The 25,553-nt window shown below is 69.3% G+C and carries 25 protein-coding genes; 6 read left to right on the forward strand and 19 right to left on the reverse strand.

What is annotated here, in order from left to right; genetic code table 11:
- Position 1: 1 nt before the first annotated feature.
- The 12 genes from BM349_RS00770 to BM349_RS00825 form a co-directional block, all read right to left on the reverse strand.
- Complete coding sequence (locus BM349_RS00770) at positions 2–691, reverse strand: DNA-3-methyladenine glycosylase (RefSeq protein ID WP_091704628.1); 690 nt, start codon at positions 689–691, stop codon at positions 2–4.
- Positions 688–2,100 carry a hypothetical protein gene (locus tag BM349_RS00775; protein WP_091701146.1) on the reverse strand — a complete coding sequence of 471 codons (1,413 nt, stop codon included), beginning with the start codon at positions 2,098–2,100 and terminating at the stop codon, positions 688–690. Before BM349_RS00775 ends, BM349_RS00770 begins: the two co-directional genes overlap by 4 nt.
- Complete coding sequence (locus BM349_RS00780; RefSeq protein ID WP_091701150.1) at positions 2,090–2,875, reverse strand: TIGR03943 family putative permease subunit; 786 nt, start codon at positions 2,873–2,875, stop codon at positions 2,090–2,092. The genes BM349_RS00775 and BM349_RS00780 overlap by 11 nt, the downstream gene beginning before the upstream one ends.
- 25 nt (positions 2,876–2,900) lie before the next feature.
- Complete coding sequence (locus BM349_RS00785) at positions 2,901–3,860, reverse strand: permease (protein ID WP_175525143.1); 960 nt, start codon at positions 3,858–3,860, stop codon at positions 2,901–2,903.
- 82 nt (positions 3,861–3,942) lie between these two features.
- Positions 3,943–4,356, reverse strand: a complete 414-nt coding sequence (locus tag BM349_RS00790; protein ID WP_091701154.1) for a Fur family transcriptional regulator — start codon at positions 4,354–4,356, stop codon at positions 3,943–3,945.
- 48 nt (positions 4,357–4,404) lie between these two features.
- Positions 4,405–5,265: a metal ABC transporter permease gene (locus BM349_RS00795; protein ID WP_091701158.1), complete on the reverse strand. Its 861-nt coding sequence runs from the start codon at positions 5,263–5,265 to the stop codon at positions 4,405–4,407.
- Positions 5,262–6,080, reverse strand: coding sequence for a metal ABC transporter ATP-binding protein (locus BM349_RS00800; RefSeq protein WP_091701163.1), 819 nt, complete (start codon positions 6,078–6,080; stop codon positions 5,262–5,264). Before BM349_RS00800 ends, BM349_RS00795 begins: the two co-directional genes overlap by 4 nt.
- A complete protein-coding gene (locus BM349_RS00805) occupies positions 6,077–7,021 on the reverse strand; it encodes a metal ABC transporter solute-binding protein, Zn/Mn family (RefSeq protein ID WP_091701167.1) in 945 nt (314 codons plus the stop codon). The genes BM349_RS00800 and BM349_RS00805 overlap by 4 nt, the downstream gene beginning before the upstream one ends.
- Positions 7,022–7,066: 45 nt before the next feature.
- Positions 7,067–8,425: a dihydrolipoamide acetyltransferase family protein gene (locus tag BM349_RS00810; protein ID WP_091701170.1), complete on the reverse strand. Its 1,359-nt coding sequence runs from the start codon at positions 8,423–8,425 to the stop codon at positions 7,067–7,069.
- 118 nt (positions 8,426–8,543) lie between these two features.
- A complete protein-coding gene (locus BM349_RS00815) occupies positions 8,544–9,509 on the reverse strand; it encodes an alpha-ketoacid dehydrogenase subunit beta (protein WP_091704634.1) in 966 nt (321 codons plus the stop codon).
- A 113-nt stretch (positions 9,510–9,622) separates the two neighbouring features.
- Positions 9,623–10,771: a thiamine pyrophosphate-dependent enzyme gene (locus BM349_RS00820; RefSeq protein WP_254773671.1), complete on the reverse strand. Its 1,149-nt coding sequence runs from the start codon at positions 10,769–10,771 to the stop codon at positions 9,623–9,625.
- A 4-nt stretch (positions 10,772–10,775) separates the two neighbouring features.
- Complete coding sequence (locus BM349_RS00825) at positions 10,776–11,888, reverse strand: histidinol-phosphate transaminase (protein ID WP_091701173.1); 1,113 nt, start codon at positions 11,886–11,888, stop codon at positions 10,776–10,778.
- Positions 11,889–11,985: 97 nt separating this feature from the next.
- On the opposite strand from BM349_RS00825, the gene BM349_RS00830 reads away from it, so the two are divergent.
- Complete coding sequence (locus BM349_RS00830) at positions 11,986–12,378, forward strand: phage holin family protein (RefSeq protein WP_091701177.1); 393 nt, start codon at positions 11,986–11,988, stop codon at positions 12,376–12,378.
- Here the strand turns inward: BM349_RS00830 and BM349_RS00835 are convergent.
- Both BM349_RS00835 and BM349_RS00840 read right to left on the reverse strand, forming a co-directional pair.
- Positions 12,350–13,726, reverse strand: a complete 1,377-nt coding sequence (locus BM349_RS00835; protein ID WP_091701181.1) for a hypothetical protein — start codon at positions 13,724–13,726, stop codon at positions 12,350–12,352. The genes BM349_RS00830 and BM349_RS00835 overlap by 29 nt on opposite strands.
- Entirely contained in the window at positions 13,723–14,010 is a 288-nt protein-coding gene (locus BM349_RS00840; RefSeq protein ID WP_091701185.1) for a hypothetical protein, read from the reverse strand. The genes BM349_RS00835 and BM349_RS00840 overlap by 4 nt, the downstream gene beginning before the upstream one ends.
- Before the next feature lie 115 nt (positions 14,011–14,125).
- Here BM349_RS00840 and BM349_RS00845 point away from each other — a divergent pair, with 115 nt between their 5' ends.
- Positions 14,126–14,659, forward strand: coding sequence for a low molecular weight protein-tyrosine-phosphatase (locus tag BM349_RS00845; protein ID WP_091701188.1), 534 nt, complete (start codon positions 14,126–14,128; stop codon positions 14,657–14,659).
- On the opposite strand, the gene BM349_RS00850 is transcribed toward BM349_RS00845, so the two are convergent.
- Positions 14,660–17,362, reverse strand: coding sequence for an ExeM/NucH family extracellular endonuclease (locus BM349_RS00850; protein WP_254773672.1), 2,703 nt, complete (start codon positions 17,360–17,362; stop codon positions 14,660–14,662).
- 144 nt (positions 17,363–17,506) lie between these two features.
- Here BM349_RS00850 and purB point away from each other — a divergent pair, with 144 nt between their 5' ends.
- A complete protein-coding gene (gene purB, locus BM349_RS00855) occupies positions 17,507–18,886 on the forward strand; it encodes an adenylosuccinate lyase (protein WP_091701198.1) in 1,380 nt (459 codons plus the stop codon).
- Positions 18,887–18,953: 67 nt separating this feature from the next.
- Here purB and BM349_RS00860 read toward each other — a convergent pair whose 3' ends face one another.
- From BM349_RS00860 to BM349_RS00870, 3 genes are all read right to left on the reverse strand, one after another.
- Positions 18,954–19,289, reverse strand: a complete 336-nt coding sequence (locus tag BM349_RS00860; RefSeq protein WP_091701202.1) for an amino acid transporter — start codon at positions 19,287–19,289, stop codon at positions 18,954–18,956.
- Complete coding sequence (locus BM349_RS00865) at positions 19,286–20,002, reverse strand: acyl-CoA synthetase (RefSeq protein WP_091701206.1); 717 nt, start codon at positions 20,000–20,002, stop codon at positions 19,286–19,288. Before BM349_RS00865 ends, BM349_RS00860 begins: the two co-directional genes overlap by 4 nt.
- Before the next feature lie 81 nt (positions 20,003–20,083).
- Positions 20,084–20,650, reverse strand: a complete 567-nt coding sequence (locus BM349_RS00870) for a uridine kinase family protein (RefSeq protein ID WP_217645630.1) — start codon at positions 20,648–20,650, stop codon at positions 20,084–20,086.
- Between the two features lie 83 nt (positions 20,651–20,733).
- Here BM349_RS00870 and BM349_RS00875 point away from each other — a divergent pair, with 83 nt between their 5' ends.
- A complete protein-coding gene (locus BM349_RS00875) occupies positions 20,734–21,384 on the forward strand; it encodes a DUF2461 domain-containing protein (RefSeq protein ID WP_175525144.1) in 651 nt (216 codons plus the stop codon).
- On the opposite strand, the gene dnaB is transcribed toward BM349_RS00875, so the two are convergent.
- The gene (gene dnaB, locus BM349_RS00880; RefSeq protein WP_091701215.1) at positions 21,381–22,751 is read right to left on the reverse strand and encodes a replicative DNA helicase; all 1,371 of its coding nucleotides are present in this window, start codon (positions 22,749–22,751) and stop codon (positions 21,381–21,383) included. The genes BM349_RS00875 and dnaB overlap by 4 nt on opposite strands.
- A gap of 567 nt (positions 22,752–23,318) precedes the next feature.
- Between dnaB and BM349_RS00885 the strand changes: the two genes are divergently transcribed.
- Complete coding sequence (locus BM349_RS00885; protein ID WP_091701219.1) at positions 23,319–24,281, forward strand: hypothetical protein; 963 nt, start codon at positions 23,319–23,321, stop codon at positions 24,279–24,281.
- Between the two features lie 84 nt (positions 24,282–24,365).
- Positions 24,366–25,517, forward strand: a complete 1,152-nt coding sequence (locus BM349_RS00890; protein WP_091701223.1) for a chaplin family protein — start codon at positions 24,366–24,368, stop codon at positions 25,515–25,517.
- Positions 25,518–25,553 lie beyond the last annotated feature (36 nt).

The raw sequence follows: 25,553 nt of genomic DNA on the forward strand, positions 1-25,553 counted from the left end.
CTCATTCCACGTCGGGAATGTGCCGCGGTCCGGCCCCTCGACCCCAGCGGAACGCTGAGACCGTCGGGTCGCCGTCGATCCAGAACCGCCAGGGGAATGCATCCGTCCCGGCGAGACCCGCGACTCCGACTCGTGGACCGCTGGCGACGCGCTGAAGAGGTTCAGAGCGCAGCTCCAGCCGTGCGGTCGCGCCGGCGAGCTCGACGCCGGCGATCGCATCGATGCCGTCGTGGATCGGATGCCGCAGCCCCACCGCATCGCCGAAGCGTCCGGGCCCGCGCGCGAGGTCGCGGTCCGAGCGGACGACACCCCGGCGCGCCAGCCGGCGCCGCGCAGCGGCATCCCGACCCGCGACGACTTCCCCCGCGCGCAGCAGGATCCCGCCCGCGAGCCCCTCGGGTCCGCTGACCACATTCACGCACGAATGGATGCCGTGGCTGAGGTAGACGTAGAGGTGACCCGGTTCACCCCACATCGTGGCGTTGCGCCGAGTTCGGCCCATCCGGGCGTGCGATCCCGGATCGGCGACCTCGCCGGTGCCGGCGCCGTGGTACGCCTCGACCTCGGTCAGGCGCACCGTCACCGTCTCACTGTTTACCATCGTGGTCAGCAGCCCGCCGAGCAGACGCGGGGCGACCTCGACGGGAAGCCCGCTCAGGTCCGCGCGGGTGGCGGGGCGCACGCTCGTCATCGCGGCGGCACCTGGCACCAGGAGAGGTCGAATCCGTGCAGTGAGACGACCTCCGTGCCGGTGGCGATCTCGACCACGCGCGACTCGACCTGCCCCGGAAGCGGCAGCTGGTACCCGTCGTATGGATTGGCGACGGCATCCGGCGCGACCAGCACCGCCACGTAGCGGCCGCTGGGTGAGACGCAGGTCTGCAGCGCGACGTCCGAAGCCGGCAACTCCATCAGGACGTCGGTGCCTCCGTCGTCGGCGACGGCGGCCACGGTCGTGCCGACCGGGATTCCGGACTCGTCCGTCGGGGCCCCGATCCGCACCGTTCCGCTGCCCGGCATCGGGGTGATGTCGCCCTGGAGGCCGAGGTCGACATCCGGCGTGACGAGCGGCGACTCGCTCGCGTCCGCGAGATCGATGACCGACATTCCGTCCACCCGCTTGACGATCGCCTGCGAGGAACCGCGGGCGATCCCCTCGATCGCGACGGCCGAGCCGAGGGCGGTCGCGTCCTGCCCGGACGAACCGGTCAGCAGCAGCGAGCCATCGAACGCGAGCAGCAGGATGCTGTCGGTGTCGGGGACGAAGCGCCACTCCGCGACCCTCGGCTCGGCGCCGGTCACCGCGACCTGGGTCGGCTCCGCATCCGCTTCACTCTCCTTCAGGGACGCCGTGAACAGGACGCTCTCGAGTCCGCCGGTCTCGTCGAGGTCGGCATCCGAGAAGGTGTATCCGATCAGCTCGCCCCGATCCGCGCTCTGCAGGTTCGTCACATACCCGTCGCCGGGGAGCACGAGTTCGCGCTGCCCGCGGCCGTCCAGGTCGGTGACGGTGAGCTTCGCCTGGTCGTCCGCGCGCACCGACACCACGAGGTGACTCGAGGTCGCACGGAAGTCCTCGATGTGCTCGTCGCTGAACACCGGCACCGCCTCGGCGCCGGTGAGGTCGGTGCGGTAGATCGTGTCGCCGCTCGTCGTGCGCTGCAGGATGAAGAGCTCGGCCGCCGGTGTGCGGAAGGTCTCGGTGAACGTCGACGACGGTCCGCCCCCGACACCCTGCACGTCTGCGAACGTGACCGAGTACTCCGTGTCGTCGAAGAGCGGCAGCGTGAAGCGCACGCCGACATTGCGCCCTGACGTGTCGACCGTGAACGGCGCGGCGGGCGACACCGTGACCTGGCTCGGATCCACCTCGGCGAGTGCCTGCGAGGTGGTGACGATGACCCGGGACCCGGATGCCGAAGCCGCCGCGTCAGGGTCGACCTGCACCGCCGTCACCCGCGGCCCCTGAGCCACGCCGGCCGCGGCCCCCGCCAGGCCGACGACCGCAAGCGCGGCGACGACGACGGCGAACGCCCCGAGGAAGGCCCGGCCGCGCCGCTTGCGCGAGCGACTCGCGCGCGTGGGCTGGTCAGTACTCATACGGGTCCTCGGGCTCGTCGATCGGCTCGACCGAGGTCGCGTCGATCTCGAGTCGGCCGTCGGCCGTGGAGCTGACCGTGCCGGTGATCGTGACCCATTGCCCGGTGTCGAACGATCCAGCGGATGCCGATATCGGAATACTAGCCGGCTGCGCGTCGATCACGCAGTGCGTGATCACGAGCCGGGTGAGATCGAAGCCGCCGCTCCCGTCGGACGGAGTCACGAAGCCGGTGAGCTCGATGGCGTCTCCGTCGAACGCGTCGGGGTTCGTGGCGGTCGCGAAGACAGTCGCCCACTCGCCGACCCCGAAGCTGGCCGTGTCGCCGGTGGCTGCCAGCGTCACGGCATCCGACCCCGCGAACAGGGGCGGTGCGCCGACATCGCGCGACATCGCGAGCTCGGCCGACAGCGATGCCGGGGGGAGCACCAGGGTGAGCAGGACGATTCCGGATGCAGCGATCCCGCCGACGACGGTCGCGGTGAGCGCCACGGGGTGGGCAACCGGTCCGTGAGCGTGATCGTCGTGATCGTCACCGTCGTGTTCGTCGTGGTCGCCGTGGTCGTGCCCGTGGTCCGCCTCGGCGCCGAGCGGGAGCGTGAAGCTGAGGGCCGCGCCGATGAGCAGGACCACCGACATCCCGACGGCGAACCACGACGACTCCGGATTGATGTACAGCCCGAGCCTGCCGGTGAACGCCAGGCCGAGCGTGACGACGGCGAGCACGGAGGCGAGCCCGACGCCGAGCCATCGGGTCGCGATCCATCGGGCGGTCATCCGGCCGGTCGGGGTGGTGTCCGCGCTAGGCAAGGAGATTCACCACCGTCCCGATCGCGAAGGCCGACAGGATCACGACCACCACGATCCCCGCCAGGGTGCGGGTCGTGAAGGTGGTGCGCATGAGGGCGAGCATCTTGATGTCCACGAGCGGGCCGACCAGGAGGAACGCCACGATCGAGCCGGGCGTGAAGGTCGACGCGAACGACAGGGCGAAGAAGGCATCCACGTTCGAGCAGATCGAGACCACCATCGCGAGCGCGACCATCGCCACGATCGAGAGCGCGGGATTCGACCCGATCGCCAGGAGCGCGTCGCGTGGGATGAGCACCTGTACGGCTCCGGCCAGCGCCGAACCGATCACGAGGGCGGGCATCACCGCGCGCAGCTCGACCACGAACTGGGCGATGCTCCGTCGTCCACGATTCCCCGGCTCGTGGACGACGAGGTCGCAGGTCTCGCGGAACCGGTCGGTAAGCAGCGCGTCGGGGTCGGGATGCCGGCTGTACAGCCAGCCGATGAGATTCGCGATCGCGTAGCCGCCGAGCAGGCGGGCGATCAGGATGCCGTCGCTGAAGCCGAACGCCTGATGCGTGGTGATGATCACGATCGGATTGACGATCGGCGCAGCGATCAGGAATGTGAGCGTCTCGGGCACCGTGAAGCCGCGCATCAGCAGACCGCGGGCGAACGGAACGTTGCCGCATTCGCAGACGGGAACGACCATCCCGAGAAGCGACAGCACCATGCGCCGAGCCCATGCCCGGCGCGGCATCCATCGTTCTATCACGCCGGGAGGCACCCACACCTGCACGGCGATCGAGAGCACGACTCCGAGCACGACGAACGGGAGCGACTCGATCAGGACGCTGATCGCGAGTGTCAGGCCGTCCTGTGCGCGCGTGGAGAGCGAGGCAGGGAAGACCGTCGGCGCGAAGGCGTCGATCAGGAACAGCGCAGCGATGACTGCGACGCCGATGCCCACCGCGACTGCTGCCGCAGCTCCCGAGACTCCCCGCCCGCCGGCAGCCGACCGGCCACCACGGGGACGTGAGTCGACGGGCGCCCTACTCGACGACACGCTCGCTCGCTCGGGCCCGCGCACAATCCGCACAGAGCCCGAAGATGTCGACGACGTGCTCGGCCTCGCTGAACCCGTGCTGTGCGGCGGTCTTGCGAGCCCACTGCTCGACATCCGTCGCTTCGATCTCCACGGTCAGCCCGCAGGAGCGGCAGATCAGGTGATGATGGTGGCCGGGAGACGTGCACGCGCGGTACAGGCTCTCGCCCTCGGGACTCTGCAGCGAGTCGGCCTCGCCCTGGGCGGCGAGACCGGCGAGCGCGCGGTACACGGTGGCCAGGCCGATGCCGGTGTTCTCCTCGCGCAGGGTGGCGTGCAGGCTCTGGGCGCTGACGAAGCCCGTCGCGTCGCCGAGGGCCTCGCGCACCCGATCGCGCTGCCACGTGTTGCGCTGGACCATGTGCCGGATTCTACCGATCGCCTCTGAGCGGGAGCCGGGTGAGGTCGCTCACGCCGACGCCGCGACCCGGTCGCGTCGGGCACCGATCACGCGGCACGCGACGTAGATGGCGAAGGAGATCGTCGTGATGAACGGGCTCACCGGGAGCGTCCCCATCACCGCGAGCAGGATGCCGCCCACCGCCGACACGAAGCCGAACGCGGCCGCGAGCATCGGCACGGCGATCGGTCCCGTCGCGATCCGCATCGCCGCGGCGGCGGGTGTCACCAGGAGGGCCATGACCAGAAGCGCTCCGATGATGTGGACGCTGACCGCGACGATCAACCCGAGGAGCAGCATGAACGTCAGCGATATCGCGGTCGTCGGCACGCCGCGAGCGGCCGCGGACTGCGGATCGAGGGAGTCGAAGCGCAGCGGTCGCCAAATCAGCAGCATCCCCAGCAGGACGAACGCGCTGATCGCGATCAGCCACCCGAGCTGGCCGGTCTGCACCGAAACGATCTGCCCGGTCAGAAGGCTGAACCGGTTGGCGCTGCGGCCGTCGTACAGAGACAGGAACAGGATGCCGAGACCCAGTCCGAACGGCATCAGCACGCCGATGATCGAGTTGCGATCGCGTGCCTTCGCCCCCAGCACCCCGATGATCGCGGCGGCGATCAGGGAGCCGACGATGGAGCCGGTCACGACGTCGAACCCCACCAGCAGCGCGAACGCGGCGCCGGCGAACGACAGCTCGCTGATGCCGTGCACCGCGAAGGCCATGTCCCGCTGCATGACGAAGACGCCGACGAGCCCGCCGACCAGTCCGAGGACTGCACCGGCGATGATCGAGTTCGACACGAGCAGCACGATCTCGCCGTAGTCGGCGATCCCGCCGAACATCGCGTCCCAGATGTCCGCCCAGTTCACTCGTGGCCCTCATGGTGATGGTGGTGGGATTCCTCGGCATCCGGGGCGCCGACCACGACGAGGCGGTCGCCGGCCCGCAGGACGAAGACGTGCGCCCCGTACAGATCGGTGAGCACATCCGAGCGGAGCACGTCGCCGGGCTTCCCGAGCGTGAAGCGGCCGTTCGCGATGTACAGGATGCGGTCGACCTTACCCAGCAGCGGGTTGATGTCGTGGGTCACCAGCAGCACCGCCGCGCCGTTCTTGCGGCGGTGCCCGTCGATCAGCCCGACGACCGCCTGCTGATTGGCGAGGTCGAGGCTCGTCAGCGGCTCGTCGCACAGGAGGAGGCGGGGATCGTCGGCGAGCGCCTGTCCGATGCGGAGGCGCTGCTGCTCGCCGCCGGAGAGCCTGCCCACCGGATCATCGGCGAACTCGCGCGCGCCGACTGCGTCGATCAGCCGATCGACGCGGGCGCGGTCGGCGCGGCGGGGGAACGGCAGCCCGAAGCGATGACCGTCGACGCCGAGGGTGACCAGGTCACGGCCGCGCAGGGCGGTGTCGCGGGGGAGCGGGCGCTGCTGCGGGATGTAGCCGATCCGCCGGTTGCCGCGGCCGCGCACCTCTTCGCCGAGCGCTTCGATGCGACCTGAGCTCAGTCGGTCGAGTCCGAGGATCGCTCGCAGCAGCGTGGTCTTGCCCGAACCGCTGGGACCGAGCACGGCGATCAACTCACCCGGCTGGACGGTCAGATCGAGCCCGCTCCACAGCTCCCGGTCGCCGCGGCGCAGCGCAGCACCGCGGATCTCGAGCGGAGGAGTCTCATCGACGTTCACTGGTCGAGCGCCCCTGCGAGAGCCGCGATGTTCGCCTGCATCCACGAGAGGTACGTCTGCTCGCCGGGAAGGGTCTCGGAGAACTCGACGACCGGGATCTGCTGGGTGTCCGCCTCGGAGACGACCTCGGCAGTCTCGGCACCGCCGGTCTGGGAGTTGACGATCACGACTCGCACGTCGCCGGACCTCAACAGCTTGAGCGATTCCAGGAGGGTCGAGGGGGCGACATCCTGCCCCTCCTCGACCGCCTCGCTGAAGGCGTCGGGCGTCACGTTCACCAAGCCCGCGGCATCGACGAGGTAGAGCGGAACCGGCTCGGTGACGAACACCTCGTCGCCCGCGTGCGCGGCCTTCAGATCGGCGAGCGAGTCCTGCAGCCCGGTGATGCCCTCGAGGAACGTGGCGAGGTTCGTGTCGATCGCCTCCGCATCGGCGGGACTCAGCTCCGAGAGCTCGGCCGCGATCTCCTCCGCCACTGCCCCCATCGTGCTCGGGTCGTACCAGACGTGCTCGTTGAAGCCCTCCATGTGTCCGTGATCATGGTCGTCGGTGGCGTGGTCGGCGCTCTCCCCGGACCACGCAGGCGAGAGCTCGGCCGCGGTGATGACCGGCGCTGTCGAGCCGCTGGCATCGATCAGGGCGTCGACGAACGCGTCGTATCCGCCGCCGTTCTCGATGATGAGCGCGGCTCGATCGACCGTGAGCTGATCCCGCACGCTCGGTTCGAACGAGTGCGGGTCCTGCGCGGCTGATGAGACGATCGCGGTCACATCGACGAGGTCGCCGCCGATCTCCTCGGCGATCTGCGCGTACACGTCTGTCGAGGCCCCCACGGCGATCCGATCGGATGCCGCAGCATCCGCCCCCGTCGACGCGCAGCCTGCGAGTGTCAGCGAGCCGACGAGAGCGAGCAGGCCGAGGGCGAGTGCAGAGCGGGGCATGACCCCACCCTAACGCTATTGATAATCGTTCTCAAACTGACGAGGTCAGTCGAGCAGCAGAGCGGGCTCCTCGAGCACCGAAGCGATGTCGGCGATGAACCGGGACACACCGTCGCCGTCCACGACCCGATGATCGAATGAGCCCGACACGGTGGTCACCCAGCGGGGCCGCACTTCGCCGTCGACCACCCAGGGCTTCTGCCGGATGGCGCCGAGCGCGACGATCCCGGCCTCACCCGGGTTGATGATCGGGGTTCCGGCATCGACGCCGAAGACGCCGATGTTCGTGATCGTGATCGTTCCCCCCTGCTGGTCGGCCGGTGTCGTCTTGCCCTCCCGCGCGGTGAGCGTCAGCCGCTCCAGTGCGCGTGCGAGTTCGCGGGTGTTGAGATCCTGCGCGTCCTTGATGTTCGGCACGAGCAGCCCGCGGGGCGTGGCGGCGGCGATACCGAGGTTCACGTAGTGACGCACGCGGATCTGCGCGCCCTCGTGGGTGTCGACCCAGGCGGCGTTGACCATCGGTGTGCGGCGAACCGCCCAGATCACGGCACGGGCCATGATCAGCAGCGGCGAGACCTTCACGTCGGCGAAGTCCGTCGAGGTCTTCAGCCGCTTGACGAGCTCCATGGTGCGCGATGCATCGACATCGACCCACACCGAGACGTGCGGGGCGGTGTACGCGCTGCTGGTCATCGCGCTGGCCGTCGCCTTGCGCACGCCGCGCACCGGGATGGATTCCTCGCGTCCCTCGACCACCTCTGGCACCGCGCGGGGGGGCGAGGCGGGAGCGGATGCGGCGGCATCCGGCGCGACGGGGAACGTCTCCTCGCGCACGGCGCCCCACTCCGGCGTCTCGATGTTGCGGAAGACGCTCGCCTGCGATGCCCGGCTCATGACGTCTTCGCGGGTCACCTCGCCGTCCGCGCCGCTGGGCACGACGTCGGTCAGGTCCACCCCGAGATCTCGGGCGAGCTTGCGGATCGGCGGCTTCGCGATCACACCGACGGATGCGGCCACCGGCCGCTCGGCCGGCTTGCGGCGCCGCGACTGCACATGACCCGCGCTGCCGTAGCCGACCAGGACGGAGCCACCGGCATCCGCTTCGGGCTCGTGCGGCTCCCCGTGCTCGCTCTGGCCCGCCGTCGCGGGGGGTGCCGACGCGTCGGCGCTCGCGATCGTGATGATCGCCGCACCCACGTTGACGGTGTCGCCTTCCGCGGCGAGCAGGTCGCCGACCACGCCGGCGAACGGCGACGGCAGCTCGACCAGCGACTTGGCGGTCTCGATCTCGACGAGCACGTCATTCACGGCGACCGCGTCGCCGGGTGCAACCCGCCACGACACGATCTCAGCCTCGGTGAGTCCCTCACCGACGTCTGGGAGGAGGAACGTCTGAGTGCTCATCCGGTGTCCTTTCTGGCGGCCTTCCGACCGCGAGACCGCACTGGAGCCCCGAGACAGCGGGGTGCACCCGAAGTCTCGACCACCTGTTGCAGTCTCGCGAAACGGAGGCGGCGGGTCATCAGTACGCCATCGTGCGGTCGACCGCCTCGAGGATGCGGTCGGCGTCGGGGAGGAAGGCTCCCTCGAGCTTGGCGGGCGGGAACGGCGCGTCGAAGCCCGACACGCGCAGCACCGGCGCCTCGAGCGCGTAGAACGCCTTCTCCATGACCGTCGCCGCGATCTCGGAGCCGAGGCTCGAGAACCCCGGGGCCTCCTGCGCGTAGACCATCCGCCCGGTCCGGCGGACCGAGTCGAGGATCGGCCCGTAGTCGACGGGGGAGAGGGATCGCAGATCGACGACCTCGCACGATGTCCCCTCCGACTCGGCGAGCGCGGCCGCCTGCAGCAGCGTCGCGACCATCGCACCGTGGCCGACCAGGGTGACATCGGTGCCGCGGCGCACGAGCCGGCTCGTATGCAGCGGAAGCGCTCGGGCGGACGAGTCCACCTCGCCCTTCTGCCAGTAGCGGCTCTTCGGCTCGAGGAAGATGACCGGGTCGGCCGACGCGATCGCGTCCTGGATCATCCAGTACGCGTCGTTCGGCGTCGAGGGGCTGACCACGCGCAGCCCCGGGGTATGCGTGAAGTACACCTCCGGGCTCTCCTGGTGGTGCTCCACGGCACCGATGTGTCCGCCGTAGGGAATGCGGATCACGACCGGCATGCTGATCGCGCCCTCGTGCCGGTTCGTGATCTTCGCGAGCTGGGAGGTGATCTGATCGAACGCCGGGAACACGAATCCGTCGAACTGGATCTCGCACACCGGCCGGAAGCCGCCCATCGCGAGCCCGATCGCGGTTCCCACGATCCCCGATTCGGCGAGCGGGGTGTCGAGCACGCGCTGCTCGCCGAACTCGGCCTGCAGGCCCTCGGTGACGCGGAAGACGCCGCCGAGCCGGCCGATGTCCTCACCCATGAGGAGCACTCGATCGTTCTCCGTCATCGCCCGCCGCAGCCCGGCGTTGAGCGCGCGACTGAACGGCATCGTCTCGATCGGCGAGGCTGCCTCCGTGGGAATGCCCGCAGTGGCCGTCTCCTCGGCCGGCTGGGGCGCGCCCGCGGTCGCCGAGCTCGTCGAAGCGTCGCCCGCTGCAATGCTCACGATGCGTCCTCCTCGAACGATGCCTCGTATGCGGCGAGCCACGCTCGCTGCCCGTCGATGAGCGGATGCGGCTCGCTGTACACATGGTCGAACATGAGGTCGGTGGGGATCGTGCCCAGCTCGACGGTGCGCACGCGGGCGTCGTCGGCCACGGCTGCGCCTTCGGCCGCGACCTCGGAGAAGAACGCATCGGACGCGCCCCGCGCCCGCAGGTACGCGGCCATCCGCGCGATCGGGTCGCGGCGCGCCCACGACTCCTCCTCCGCGGAGGTGCGGTACTTCGTCGGATCGTCGCTCGTGGTGTGCGCACCCATCCGGTAGGTCATCGCCTCGATCGCGCGGGGGCCTGCGCCGGATCGCGCCTCATCGAGCGCGACCCGCGTGACGGCGTAGCTGGCCAGGACATCGTTGCCGTCGATGGGGACGCTCGGGATGCCGTAGCCGGCCCCTCGGCGATGCAGCGGCGACCGCGACTGGGTGGCGACCGGCACAGAGATCGCCCACTGGTTGTTCTGCAGGAAGAAGACCTCGGGCGTGCGGTAGCTGGCCGCGAAGACCATCGCCTCGTGGACATCGCCCTGGCTCGAGGCACCGTCGCCGTAGTAGACGATCACGGCCTCATCCCGCTCGGGGTCTCCGGAGCCGGATCGCCCGTCGAAGACGAGACCCATCGCGAGGCCGGTCGCATGCAGCGTCTGCGAGCCGAGTACGAGCGTGTAGATATGGGTGTTGCCGTTCTTCGGGTCGTAGGGGTTCCACCCGCCGTGCGTGAGTCCGCGCATCACGCGGATGATGTCGACCGGATCGACGCCGCGGATCGTGCACACGACGTGCTCGCGGTAGGAGGGGAAGAGGTGGTCCTGCACGCGGGCGGCGCGCGCCGACCCGACCTGTGCAGCCTCCTGGCCGAAGCTCGGCGGCCAGAGCGCCAGCTGTCCCTGCCGCTGCAGGTTGGTGGCCTGCTGGTCGAACGCGCGGATCACGAACATGTCGCGATAGAAGCCCTCGAGGTCGGCATCCGTCAGCGAGTCGATGATCTCCAGATAGGGCTCGGCGGCGACGGTGGGCGCGAGCGTCCCGTCGGCCGCGAGCACGCGGACGAGTTCGGGCGCATCGCCCTGCACGACGTCTTCAGGCGTGGTCACCGTTCTACGCTAGCCCGCGCCCCGAATGGCCCTCTGGGAGGTCCTTCACAACGGATGCCGCGATCCGTAGGACCTTCTCGACAGAGTCCTCCTCGCCCACGCTGATCCGCAGACCGTCACCGGCGAAGGGCCGGACGATGAGTCCCGCCGCGTCGAACGCCTCCGCGAGGTCGAGCGTCTCGCGGCCCCCGGGCAGCCATACGAAGTTGCCCTGGGCGGCAGGCACGCGCCATCCGCTGCCGCGCAGCGCCGCGGCGAGTCGGTCTCTCCGGTCGGCGATCGTGCGCACACGCTCGAGGAGCGCGTCTTCGGCGTCGAGGCTCGCGAGCGCGGCCTCCTCCGCATGCGCCGTGACGGACAGCGGGATGCTGGTGCTCCGCGCCGCGTCCAGGATGCGCGGATGACCGATCGCGTAGCCGATGCGCAGACCAGCCAGACCGAACGCCTTCGAGAAGGTGCGGAGGACGACCACGTTCGCGCGGCCGTCCGCGCCCAGGACGCGCAACCCGTCGACCGACTCCGGGTCGGTGACGAACTCGGCATATGCCTCGTCGAGAATGATCAGCACGTTCGCGGGTACGGCATCGGCGAACGCGTCGAACTCGGCCTGGGTGACGATGGGTCCGGTGGGGTTGTTCGGGCTGCACACGATGATCGCGCGCGTGCGATCAGTGACGGCGGCCGCCATGGCCGGCAGGTCGTGGCGCGCGTCATCGGTCAGCGGAACCTGGACCGGAGTCGCCCCGGCGACGACGGCGAGCCAGGGATAGGCCTCGAACGAGCGCCACGCGAAGATGACCTCGTCGCCGGGACCCGACGTCGCCAGCACGAGCTGCGCGAGGATCGACACGCTTCCTGCTGCGATGTGCACGGAGCCGTCGTCGACACCGAACCGCTCCGCAAGGCGCGCCCGCAGTCGCCCGGCCGTCGCGTCAGGGTACCGGTTCAAAGAAGTCGCGGCCTGGACGGCCTCCAGCACGCCGGGCAGCGGATCGAACGGGTTCTCGTTGCTCGACAGCTTGAAGGCATCAGCACCCGCCTGCTTGCCCTGCTTGTACGGCGGGAGGGCGGCGATCTCGGGGCGGACGCGCACGGGGATCTCGGGGGCGTCGGTCACCCTGCGAGTCTAGGCACCGCGGCGCATCGCGGCATCCCGAGCCTGCGGACGAGTCGATCGTATGCACTGGCAGGGGCGCGTGGCAGACTGACGGACTATGGGTTTCCTCATCCGCGTCGTCGTCAATGCTTTCGCGATCTGGGTCGTCACACTGATCCCCGCACTGCAGGTGACGATCATCGCGTTCCCGCCGGGCGAGACGCTCCAGCTCGTGATCACCCTGCTGGTCGTGGCCGCGATCTTCGCCCTCGTGAACACGATCATCGGCACCGTGATCAAGATCCTGGCGTTCCCGATCTACATCCTCACGCTCGGCCTGATCGGGCTGATCATCAACGCGTTCCTGCTGTGGCTGACCGCGTGGATCACGAGCTTCTGGAGTTGGGGCCTGCGCGTCGAGGACTTCTGGTGGGGTGTCGTCGCGGCGATCATCATCTCGCTGATCAACTGGGTCTTCGGCATCATCCTCCGCCCGAAGTCGAAGGACTGATCGGACTCGACGGCGCTACCGCGGGTCGCGGCAGCGGCTCCGGTGCGACCCGCATCGCGCTGTACTCCGTGACGTCCACGGATGCAGCCCCGCGCAGTTCGTCGAAGACAGACTCGACCGCGGTCATGCGTGCGTCGCCGGATGCGTCAAGGACCTCCGCCGTCCGGGTGTAGCCCTCGATGCCGTGGACGGCCAGCGCGAGGTCGTGCAGACCCGGGCGTGGATCGGCCGTTCGCTCCGCCACGAAGCTGCCGGGCGCACCCACCGCACCCGCGTGCCCGCCTCCCGCCAGCGCCGCGACCGGGTCGTCGCTGTGTCTCAGCGCGATGCTCAGGGTTCCCGGACCCACATCGGCTTCCACCGGCGACCCGAACGTGACGAGCGTCCTGGTGTCGAAGCCGCCCTCGAGGGCGACGTGAGAGAGCACCATCCCACCCTGCGAGTGGCCGAAGGCGTGGACGACATCGCCCGTCTGTGCTCCCGCCTGCTCGAGTGCGGCAACCGTCGCGTCGTACGAAGCGGACCGTTCACCCGTGTAGAGCTGCACGTTGGAGCCCATGTCGAACGGCTCCCTGGTCTGGGGAAGGAGGGTCTCTGTGCCCGTGACGTAGACCGCGAACTGGTGCGAGCCGTCCTGCATCGTGTACCGCTCGACGCGGATGCGCGACTCGCCCCCGGTCGGGATGCGCGCCGCCGCCTCGGCGAGCGAAGTCGGCGCCGTCGTCGCGCCCCGCGCTGCGACGGGCGAGACGATCACCGCCGTCGTGCTGCCCCGCAGCCGGGACGTCGAGGCGACGGTGCCCGCCCCGGCCCCGCCGATAGCCCGCTGGATGGACCACGCAAGGGGAATGGCGAACGCATGCATCCCCGGAGCAAGCCACCAGAGCACGCCCGGCGCCTGTGCAGCGAGCCCGTTCGGCCACGACAGCCAGTGTGCGAGTGCTCCGACCGTGGCCTGCCCGTCCGCCTCCGGAAACTCTCGCCCGAGTGCGCCGAGTCGTGCGTCGATGCGCGCGACTGCGGCGCTGTCACCCGCCGAAGCGGCGGCGGCGCGCTCGGTTCGCAGTTCGACGATCTCGTAGACGGCCGCCGCCGAGCGCAGGGCTGCTGAGATGTCGACTGCCCCTTCGGCGACGGCGAGGATCCGCCGCCGCACCAGTTCGATCGCCGACGACACCTCGTACGCGGCGTCCGTCGCGGCGAACAGACGCAGACCCGCCGAGCCGACGAGCCCCGCGACGTCGGTCAGGTCCGACGCGAGCCCCGTGAACCCGTCGGCCGCGCGGCGCAGGGTCGCCGTGTCGACCGCGACCGCGCCTCCTCCGCGGATGTCGAGATCGTCGCTCACACGCCGTACCTCCAGACGTGCGCTTCGATGCGGGATCGCAGCCGGCCCACCTCGTCCCGAGCATCGTCCACGGCTCCGGAGAGCGTCGCGACGTCTCGTCGCCAGGCATCGGCATCTGCGTGGAACAGCTGTGCGGCATCCGTCCTCCAGTCCGTCGCGTCGGCGACGCACACCGCGCGCGTCGACAGGTCGGCGAGGCAGCCGACGGCTTCGCCGAGCTGTCGCTGCGCCGACTCGATTGCTTCGAGGGCCTGGCTGGCGATGTTCATTGACGCGATCGGCATGCGGGATACTCTCGACGACGCGGAGCCGGGTGCGAGCTGTCCGTCGCGGCACTGGGGAGAACCGTCATTCGAAGTGTGCTGTGCAGGAACTGCCCGACGGTCGCAGAATGGACGCATGACTGACAGCGCCGTGGAGCCTTTCCACGTCGTGTTCGTGTGCACCGGCAACATCTGCCGGTCGCCGATGGCTGATGTCGTGTTCCGCTGGTTCGCGGATGCCGCGGGCCTGGGTGATCGAGTCGCCTCGACGAGCGCCGGCACGGGTGACTGGCATGTCGGCGAGCGCGCCGACCAGCGCACCATCGACGCGCTCGACCGTCATGGCTATGACGGCAACCGACATCGCGCCCGGCAGTTCACCCACGGCGACTTCGCGCGCAACGATCTCGTGGTCGCGCTGGACCGCAGCCACGAGCGCATCCTGCGCGGGTGGGCAAGGAACGAGGCCGACGCCGACAAGATCGCGCTGCTCATGTCGTTCGATCAGCACGCGCGGACACTCGATGTTCCGGATCCGTACTACGCCGGTCCCGGAATGTTCGACGAGGTGCTCGTCATGATCGAGAGCGGCAGCCGCGCGCTGTTCCGCCAGCTCGAGCCGGCGATCCGCCCCGCGGTGGCACCGCGGGGCGGATCGAGGCGGGTCTGACTATCTGCCCACCCGCACCACGGTCGAGGCCGTCGCGGTGTTGCCTGCGGCGTCGGTCGCCCTGTACATGATCGTGTACACCGCGCCGGCCGCAGCGGTCACCGAGAACGTCGTATCGCTCAGGCGGGTGATCGATGCCTTCTTGTTCCCGGCCGCTGTGGCCGAGACGAGTTCCACGGTCACGTCACCGGACTCATCCGCGGCGTCGATCGTGACCGTCACGGTGCGGGCCTTGCCGTTGGGCGGGAAGATCGACGCCGGGTCGGCGGTCGCCGTGATCGTCGGCGGCGTCGTGTCGGGCAGGGTGAGGTCGAGCCCGATCACCACCGGGTCGTGATCGCTGGAGCGGTACGGGTCCGGGGCGAACAGCTCGGTGACCTGATCCGCCGACTTGAACTCGGTGTTGTAGTCCAGCAGCGGCGGCTCGTCGGCGTTGATCTTCCACGCCGACGCTCCGGTCACGTCTTCGAGGAGGTCGGTGCCCGCCAGGGCGTAGTCCAGGTATCCGAGGGCTCCGTCGAACACATATGAGTACGCGTTCTCGCCTTGGAACTTGAACTCCAGGTCGGTGTAGCCGGCCCCGGTCAGCACATCGATCGGGTCCTCCTTGTCGTAGGAGTTGAGGTCTCCGATGATGAGCTCGCGACCCGCGCCCTGACCGGTCGGATCACCGGCCAGCCACTCGACCATGGCTGTGGCCGCCTGCGTGCGCGTCACGTTGCAGTTGCCCGCGCCGTCACCCAGATCGGGGTCGCCCAGGGCGTTGCAGTCCGAGCCCTTCGACTTGAGGTGGTTGACGACGACGGTGACCGGCTCGCTGCCGCCGACCTCGGTGAAGGTCTGCGCGAGCGCCGGCCGATTGATGTCGAGGAAGCGCGGGTCGACGGCCGACGTGAGTGTCGCGAACGCTCCTTCGGGCTGCACCCTCGCGGGCTTGTAGATCAGCGCGGTCGTGATCGCGTCCGCCCCGATCACGCCGGTCTGGATGTGCGTGTAGGTGCCGGCGCCCATCTTCTCGTTCAGCGCCTCGACCAGTGCGGCGACCGCGGTGCCGTTGTTCTCGATCTCGATCAGTCCGACGACGTCGGCGTCGATCTGCGCGATCGCGTTGACGATCTTCGCTTCCTGGCGGTCGAACTCGGCCTGCGTGTTCGCTCCGCGGTCGTTCAGCGTCGTGAAGTAGTTCAGCACATTGAAGCTGGCGACGGTGACCGTGCCTCCGACCTCGGGTACCGCCGGCCGCGGGTTCGTGGACGTGTATTCGGCGGCGGCGGTGGGCTGCACGCTCCACCCGCCGAAGTGGTAGTCCATCACGCCGGTGATGCCCGTCAGCAGGTCGCCGCCGCGGAACGTGTTCGTCAGAGCGAACTCGGCGCCGTCCGGGTGGATCAGCGGATCAGGGTTCTGAACGCCGCGACCGTCGTCGAGCGTGATCCGCTCGATGGCGTTCTGAGCGAAAAGCGCCGTCGCCTCGGCCGAGCCGGGCTCGAAGACGGCCGTGGGCTGCATCTGGCGCGCGAGTCCGACCTCGACGCTTCCGAACCGTCCGAACTCGAAGTACTCGAGGATCGAGAGCGGCTGGGGGAACGTCACGGACGTGCTCTCGAGCGACTCGCGGGTCGCTTCGGTGGCGGGCAGCGTCACGGCGATGGGGGTCGGCAGAGCCGCCCCGGTCGCGCAGACCTCGACTCCGCCGACCGTGATCTCGGTGAGCGATCCGCCGGCCGAGGCGAACTCGCTCACCGTCCCGGCGACGTTCACCACGTCCCCGACAGAGACGTCGGTCGCCGCGCCGGGTGCGTAGACGAAGACGCCGTCGGACGTCGCGGGGTCCGCGTCACCGGCATCCTGCAGGTAGTAGCCGCTGAGTCCGCCGGCCGACTGGAAGTCGCCGACGACGACACCCTCGACCCGCACGACCTGCCCCGCGACGGGAGATGCGGCGCCGGAGCCCTGGACGGACGCGATCGAGACGACCTCCGCGTCGCAGTCCGCGTCACCCGGCTGCGGACCCGGGTCGATCCAGGGCGTGTTCACCGCACCGGGCGTGTTGAGCGCTTCACCCTGGACGAGCGTCCCCGTGAAGTTCGGGATGCCGGCGAGGTCGAAGTCGTTGCGCACCCAGTCGCCGGTGGTGTCGGTGTCGGTGCCGTCGGGGATGCGCGACGCGCCCCCGGGGGCGAACGGCTGCCCGTCGTAGGAGACGCCGAGGCTCACCCCGCCATACGTCAGATCCCCAGCCGTGCCGTCGGTCACGGCGACCGCATCGACGATCGTGAGCCCGGCGGAGGCGTCGATGACGCCGTCGGTGTCCGCATCGAGGTCGGCGTTCAGCGCCGGGACGGTTCCCGTGACCAGCAGCAGGCTGAGGGTTCCGTTCTCCAGCGCATTGGCGGCGAGGCTCACGAGTGAGCGTCCCGAAGCGTCGGGCGCCGGGAACGCGATGACCTCGTCGACCACGCCGGCGGGCGACCGGTCGCCGGTCGCCGTCGCATCGCCTTCGATCTCGAGCACTCGATATGCCGACAGATCGGTCCCCGGGGGCGCCAGCAGCTCGACGTACTCCACGTCGGTGCCGGCGGTGCTCGCCGAGAACTCGTTGATGACGACCCCGCCCGGCGCGGCGAGCGCGGGTGCGGTCACTCCGGTCAGGGCGAGGGCGGCGATGGCGGTGGATGCCGAGACGACACTGAGACGGCGCACGAAAGACTCCGATCGAGGGGGGGACATCGGACTGCACCACCAACCTATGCGCGGGGCCGGACAGCCGGAACCCCCTTGTGGTGAAGCGGTGGTTACGGGTATCTGTCGGGGCCGCTGGAGTGCCCCTCAGTAAGATGAAGTCCCGTGACCTCCCTTCCTCCCCAGCCTCTGAGCCCCCTCGATGGCCGCTACTTCGCCGTCGTCGGTCCACTCGCCGACTACCTCTCCGAGGCTGGCCTGAACCGTGCCCGGGTGGAGGTCGAGGTGGAGTGGCTCGTCGCGCTCACCGACCGGTCGCTGTTCGGGTCGTCGCCGCTCGCCGAGGCTCACAAGGAGAGCCTGCGCGGGCTGTATCGCGATTTCGGCCAGGCCGAGATCGACTGGCTGGCAGCGAAGGAGGCCGTCACCCGGCACGACGTCAAGGCAGTCGAGTATCTCGTGCGCGACCGGCTGTCCGAGCTCGGTCTGGATCCGGTCGCCGAGCTCACGCATTTCGCCTGCACGAGCGAGGACATCAACTCCGCGGCATACGCCCTCACCGTCCAGCGCGCGATCTCGACGGTCTGGCTGCCGAAGCTCCGCGGCGTCATCGGGTCCCTGCGCGAGCTGGCCGACCAGCACCGGGACGCCGCGATGCTCTCGCGGACGCACGGCCAGCCCGCGACGCCGACGACGATGGGCAAGGAGCTCGCCGTGTTCGTCTGGCGCCTGGAGCGTGTCGCTGCTCAGATCGAGTCCTCCGACTACCTTGCGAAGTTCTCCGGCGCGACCGGCACATGGTCCGCTCATCTCGCTGCTGAACCCGACGTCGACTGGCCGGCGCTTTCGCGGTCGTTCATCGAGGGACTCGGCATCGGGTTCAACGTCTTGACCACGCAGATCGAATCGCACGACTGGCAGGTCGAGCTCTACGACCGGGTGCGTCACGCCGGCGGCATCCTGCACAATCTCGCGACCGACGTGTGGACGTACATCTCCCTCGGGTACTTCGCCCAGATCCCCGTCGCAGGCGCGACCGGCTCGTCGACGATGCCGCACAAGATCAACCCGATCCGCTTCGAGAACGCCGAAGCCAACCTCGAGATCTCGGGTGGACTGCTCACGACGCTGGCCTCGACCCTGGTGACCTCACGTCTGCAGCGAGACCTCACCGACTCCACGACCCAGCGCAACATCGGCGTCGCGCTCGGGCACTCGCTGCTCGCGCTCGACAACCTCCAGCGCGGGCTCGGCGAGATCTCCCTCGCCCAGGCGGTGCTGGATGCCGACCTCGACGCGAACTGGGAGGTGCTCGCCGAGGCGATCCAGACCGTCGTGCGCGCGGAGATCGCCGCCGGACGATCGCAGATCACCGATCCGTACGCACTTCTGAAGGACCTCACCCGCGGCAGGCGGGTCGGCGGTGCCCAGCTCGCGGAGTTCGTCGAGGGACTCGACATCGGGGATGCCGCGAAGCAGCGACTGCTCGCCCTCACCCCTGCGACCTACACCGGCCTCGCGTCGCGGCTCGTCGACGAGCTCTAGCCCTCTCCCCGGTCGTTGAGCGAGGGAGCGTAGCGACCGAGACGAAACACCCCAGCCCGAGCCGCAATCAGGCCTTCGGCTCGCCGGATGCCGATGCATCCGGCGCCGTGCCGTCGGCGTTCTCGTCGGGCAGCAGGACCGGCCGGTCGATCTGCTTTTTGACCTGTGCCGGGTCGACCGCCAGCAGCAGGAGCGCGACGACGACGAGCACGACGATGAAGGTGACGCCTGCGATGATCAGCGCGAGCGTGAGCGCCGCCGGAGCCTGCTCGGGACTGCGCTGCTGGAAGAAGCCCACCGACACGAGGGTGACGACACCCGCGAAGAGCGCGGCTCCGAACGCGAGCCCGAGCAGCTGAATCGGCTTCATCAGGTCGCGGCGGGTCGGCTTGTCGTCGGTCATGCCTTGCCCCTCTCGTCGTTCGCGGCTTGGCGTGGTCCGTCGCCCGGGTGCTCCGCGGCAGCTTGGTCGCCGGATGCATCGGCTGTGGCCGGGAGGCGCTTGCGCGGCGAGAATCCCGCGATCCCGAGATACACCGCGATGATCGCCGCGTACGCGCCGAAGACGCCGACGCCGATGATGATGCCGGTGAGCGTGAAGGTCGCGTTCGCGTCCTCGATCGTGTACTGCAGTGCGTACCGGGTCGGCACCAGGAGCAGGCCCAGACCCAGCGCGATCGTCAGGATGCCGACCGTCAGGGCATCGCGCGACGCGGAGCGCGCGGCATCCGTCTTGGGCAGCCCGCGCGTCGCCCGCAGTCCGCGGGCACCGGTGATCGTCTCGACGAGCCCGGCCAGCAGGGCCCAGCCGATCACGATGACGAAGAACATCGGGACGGTGCGCAGCTGCGCCACGCCGGCCAGCAGTCCGGCGATCACGAAGAGCGAGCCGAGGCCGACGGTGGACCAGCGGGTGTCGACGGTGTACACGAGCCATCCGGCCGCGAGCAGGACGAAGCCGGTCGCCAGAGCGAACCCGCTGAAGATCGAGAGTCCGATCGCCGCCGAGTGATCGGGTGAGAACGTCACCATCACGGCCGCGATCGCCGCGAACGCCGCACGTGCGATCTGCACATGACGCAGTTCGAAGCTGCGGGTGGCGGGGGCTTTTGTCACGACGATTCCTGGCGCGGTGCGGTCCTGGGATTCACAGGCGGGACCTCCAGTCTAGTTGCCGGCGCCGGGTCGCCTCGCGGGTCACCCGGCCGTCGAGACGGTGCCGTCGACGGTGATGTCGGCGCGAGATCTCGTCCCGTCGTGCGCGAAGAATTCCGTCTCCTCGAGCATCCATCGCTCCCACAGCGGCCGATGCCTCTCGCCGTCCCGCTCGATGCCGCGGCGCAGCCGTTCGTGCGCGGGCGCGTCGACCCAGACGCGGACGGCGAGGCGATCGGCGATCTCCCGGCGCGTGCAGGTGACTCCTTCGAGGACGACGAACGGATGCGGCGCCACCCGCTTCCAGCCTGCGAGCGCGTCGCCGAACTCGTCGCCCTCCCAGTCGCGCACCTGGTAACGGGCCGTCCGGCCGGTGAGCAGCGGCGTGAGGACCTGCGTCTCGAACCTCGGCCACCATCCGGCGAAGTCGACCCACGAGACGAAGTCGTCGATCTCGATGAGGGGCGCTTCGAGCGCCTCGGCCACCGGCCGGGCGATCGTCGACTTGCCGGACCCGGACGGTCCGTCGATCCCGATCAGGCGCACACCTTCGATCCGACTCGCGCGCGCGGCATCCGCGATCGCTGCGACGACGTCAGGCTGGTCCACCGTCTCATCGTGCCAGGCCGGCCGCCCCTCCTCGCCGATCCACGCTCTGCGCGCCCCGACCCGGCCGGGGCTATCATCACGCCGTGGCATTCACCGGATTCGATCCCGACGCACTCGCCTTCTACGCGGAGCTGCGGGAGAGCAACTCCAAGGAGTGGTGGACGGCGAATCGCGCGCGCTACGACCAGCACGTCACGGGTCCCTTCGAAGATCTCGCGGGCGAGCTGACCGGCGAGTTCGGTGAGATGAAGGTGTTCCGTCCGTACCGCGACGTGCGGTTCAGTGCGGACAAGTCACCGTACAAACTCCACATCGGCATGGTCACCCGTGCGCGGCCGGCGCACTACATCCAGCTCTCCGACGAGGGTCTCGTGACCGGCGGCGGGGCGTACGACGTGCCGACGGCCGCTCTGGCGAGGTTCCGCGAGATCGTCGACGACCCCACCTCCGGAGCCCGGCTCGAGCGCCTGCTCGCGGACCTCGATCGCCGGGGCTTCGCTCCGATGACCGGCGATGCGCTCCGGACCGCACCGCGCGGCTACCGCCCAGATCATCCCCGCATCGAGCTGCTGCGTCTGCGACGCCTGGCAGTGGGCCGGGATGACGAGCCCGCGCCGTGGATGTGGAGTCCCGACGCCCTCGAGATGATCCGCGAGCGCTGGCGGGCGGTGTCCCTGTGGTGCGACTGGCTGACCGACGCCGTGGGCGGGGAGCTGTCCGAAGCGACCCGCTAAAGCCCGACTGCCATGTCGGTGAAGCGCGAGAAGTGACCCTGGAACGCGACGGTGATCGTGTCGGTCGGCCCGTTGCGATGCTTCGCGACGATGAGGTCGGCCTCGCCGGCACGCGGACTGTCCTTCTCATAGGCGGACTCACGGTGCAGCAGCACCACCATGTCGGCATCCTGCTCGATCGAGCCCGACTCGCGCAGGTCGGAGAGCGCCGGCTTCTTGTCGGCGCGCTGCTCGGGGCCGCGGTTCAGCTGCGACAGCGCGATGACCGGCACCTGCAGCTCCTTCGCGAGCAGCTTGAGCGCGCGGGAGAACTCGCTCACCTCCTGCTGTCGCGACTCGACGCGCTTGCCGCTGGTCATGAGCTGCAGGTAGTCGATGATGACCATCTTCAGGCCCTGGCGCTGCTTGAGGCGACGGCACTTCGCCCGGATCTCGACGAGCGTCATGTTCGGGCTGTCGTCGATGAACAGCGGGGCATCGTTGATGCGGCCGCGGGTGGAGGCGATCGTGGTCCAGTCGCGGGAGTCGAGCGTTCCCTTTCGCATGTTCTGCAGCGGCACCGCGCCCTCGGCGCTCATCAGCCGCATCGCGATCTCGCTTCGCCCCATCTCGAGGGAGAACAGGATGGTCGGGAAGTCGTGCTTGATCGCCGCCGAGCGTGCGAAGTCCAGCGCCAGTGTCGATTTACCCATCGCGGGGCGGGCGGCGATGATGATCATCTGCCCGGGGTGCAGCCCGTTGGTGAGCTGGTCGAGACCCGAGAAGCCGGTCGGGATGCCGGTCATCTGACCGTCGCGGCCTCGCGCAGCCTCGATCTCATCGACCGCTGCGCTGACGGCGACCTCGAGGGGCACGTAGTCTTCGGCGGCGTCCGCACCGGTGACGCCGTAGATCTCCGCCTGCGCGTTGTTGACCAGGTCGAGCGCTTCGCCCTGACCGGAGTAGCCCATCTGCACGATGCGCGTTCCGGCGTCGACGAGTCGGCGCAGCAGCGCTCGCTCCGAGACGATCGATGCGTAGTACCCGGCGTTGGCCGCGGTCGGCACGATCGAGGTGAGCGTGTGCAGATAGTCGGCGCCGCCGGCGCGCTGCAGCTCTCCGGACTTGATGAGCTCGTCGGTCACCGCGACGACGTCGGTCGGCTCGCCGTGCGAGTAGAGGGTCAGGATCGCTTCGAAGATCAGCTCGTGCTTCGGGACGTAGAAGTCGACGCCACGGAGCGTCTCGATCACATCGGCCACTGCATCCTTCGACAGCAGCATGCCGCCCAGCGCGCTCTGCTCCGCGAGAAGGTCGTGCGGGGGCGTTCGCTCGTGCTCCCGACGCTGCCCCCCAAGGCGTTCGTCCGAGATGTCGGCGATCGACATATGCACTTCCTTCACATCATCCGGCCACGACAAAGCAGGGTTCACCCGGGACCGCGGCGCGCGCGAACGCACTCCAGCAGGACGAGACCGGATGCCGCAGCATCCCCTCGTCCCGCTTTCAGCAGAACACGAACCCCCGACAACGTCTGCGTCGACGTGCCGTGCGCCAATCCCCCGTGGGCCGAACCCCACGCTAGAGACGGGTTCAGCGACTTGCAACAACGGTTGTGGATAAGTCTGTGGACAAGCTGCGCGAAACGCCGAGAAGCCTGTGCACAACGTCTGTGGAAAAGTCCGGAGAGCGATTGGATGTGGTTCGATTTCTCGCTTCTGATCTGGCATTCTTCAAGACGCTGATTGTGAGTTGAGATGTGCTTGAAGTCCCGCTTGAAGGTTGCCTCTGATAGGCGTCGCCCTGTGCACAAACTCAGGTGACGATGAGGCGATCTGCGCAACAGGGACTGGACACGGTGAACAGTGTGGGCTAGCGTCGTGGCTCCAGGCACCCCTTACGATCTGTTTTCACTCGAAGACGGATTGACGTCAGTCGTCAACAGGAGGTGAAACGTGGACACCGCAGACTCGCAGCACTTGTCGAGGATCTCCAAGATGCTGCTCGCAGGCGCCGGTGTGGCGTTCGCCTGGATGATCCTTTCGCTCAGCCTGGGTCTCAGCGGCTCATCCGCGAGCGCGGCGGATGGCAACGGGCTGCTCGACACCGTCGGCTCGACCGTCGAAGGAACCGCCTCTGCCGCCACCGGCGTCGTCGCGGATACCGCGGCCGCGGTCGGCGAGACGGCGGCCCCGGTCGTCGAGAGCGTCGCCCCCGCCATCGCACCCGCCACGGATTCACAGCCCGTCGCGCCAGTCGTCGACGTCGTGCAGTCGACCGTCGCGAGCGTCACCGAGCTGCCGGCGGACGGCGTCGTCGCGCCGATCGCAGACGTTGCGCTGGGCGTCGTCGCCGAAGTTCCCGTCGTCGGGGATGCGGTCTCCGCGCTCGGTGGCGACACCGCGGTCTCGGCCGTCGGCACGAGCGTCGACGGCCTGCTGACCGGCACCGCGACCGCAGTGGGCGGCACGGTCTCCGACGTGATCGGCGCCGCCGAGGGAATCGTCTCCGATCCCGCTGTGCCGCCGCTCCCGGGCCTCGACGGCGTCGCGGGCGTTCCTGCCGCGATCCCCGGTTCCGGCGCCGCAGCCGACGCGCTGGGCGTCCTGGTGCGTGCCGCCTATCTCTCAGGCGTGGTCGCCTGGGAGGCTTTCTCTTCGGAATCGTCCACCCTCCTGTCCTTCTCCGACGGCTCCTTCGTCAGCGGATCCGCAGTCGGTGGAATCCTTGCTCTTCTCCGCTCTGTCATGCAGGCGGACTCCGTTCTGATGGGACCCGGTGGTGCGGGTCCCGGCGCGTGGGTGCTGGTCGCCCTCGGGTTCGTCGTCGCATACCGTGCCTGGATGCGCCGCAGCGGACTCGAGAACGACGTGGCGCCGCCCGCGCCCGTGCTTGCCACCGACGTCTCTCCCGACTGACCGAGACCCTGCCGTCCTTCGTCGACGGCTGAGCGTCCACGCGCATTCGCGCATCCATCAGTCAGCACATCTCAAGGAGAGATCATGCACACCATCATCAAGCGCGCCCTCGTGGGCACGCTCCTCGCCGGCGGCATAACGCTGTTCGGCGCGACGGTCGCGAACGCGGCCGAGACAACGGGCGAGGACGGGCTGCTGTCCGGCAACCAAGCCCTCGTCGATGTGACCGCCCCGGTCAGCATCGTCGGCAACGCGGTATCGGTCATCGGTGACAGCACAGTCGTCGACAGCGGACAGGCGGCGAGCCCAGCATCCGCGCCGGCCGAATCGGCCCCGCCGGCCGAGTCGCCCATCACCAGCGGGGAGTACGGCATCGCGTCCGGCAACCAGGCTCTGGTGAGCGTCGCCGTGCCCGTCACGGTGACCGACAATGCGGTCTCCGTGATCGGGGACAGCACTGTCGTGAACACCGCGCCCGCGGCAGCGCCAGTCGCCACCACCACGACGGCCGAGCCCACCGAGGGACCCGTCACGAGCGGGGAGGACGGGATCCTCAGCGGAAACCAGCTGATCGCCTCCGTCACCGCTCCGATCACGGTCTCGGGCAACGCGGTCTCCGTCATCGGCGACAGCACCGTCATCGGCGGCAGCCACGGCACCACCACCGGCAACGGCGGCGGAACCTGGGTCGCACCGACCACCTCAGGTGAAGACGGGATCCTCAGCGGAAACCAGCTCATCCCGGTGATCAACGCCCCCGTGAACGTCACGGGCAACGCGGTCTCCGTCATCGGCGACAGCACCGTCATCGGCGGCAGCCACGGCACCACCACCGGCAACGGCGGCGGAACCTGGGTCGCACCGACCACCTCAGGTGAAGACGGGATCCTCAGCGGAAACCAGCTCATCCCCGTGATCAACGCCCCGATCACGATCGGCGGCAACGCCGTGTCCGTGATCGGCGACAGCACGGTCGTGACGCCGGGTGCTCCCGGAACACCGGGTACGCCGGGCACCCCGGGAACCCCCGGAACCCCCGGAACCCCCGGAACCCCCGGAACCCCGGGAACGACCGGAACCACCGGTGAGACCGCCGACGCGATCGGCTCGATCGCATCGGCCGGCTCGACTCAGCTCGCCGCAACAGGGGGGACAAGCGGACTCGCCGCGCTTCTGATGGGTCTCGTGCTCATCGTCGCCGGCGGTGCCGCGGTCGTGCGGCGGCGGGTCGCGTAGCGCGGCGGCGGGTCGAGCGCCTGGCTCGATCCGCCC

It is taken from the genome of Microbacterium sp. cf046 (genome assembly GCF_900114345.1).
Classification (GTDB): domain Bacteria; phylum Actinomycetota; class Actinomycetes; order Actinomycetales; family Microbacteriaceae; genus Microbacterium.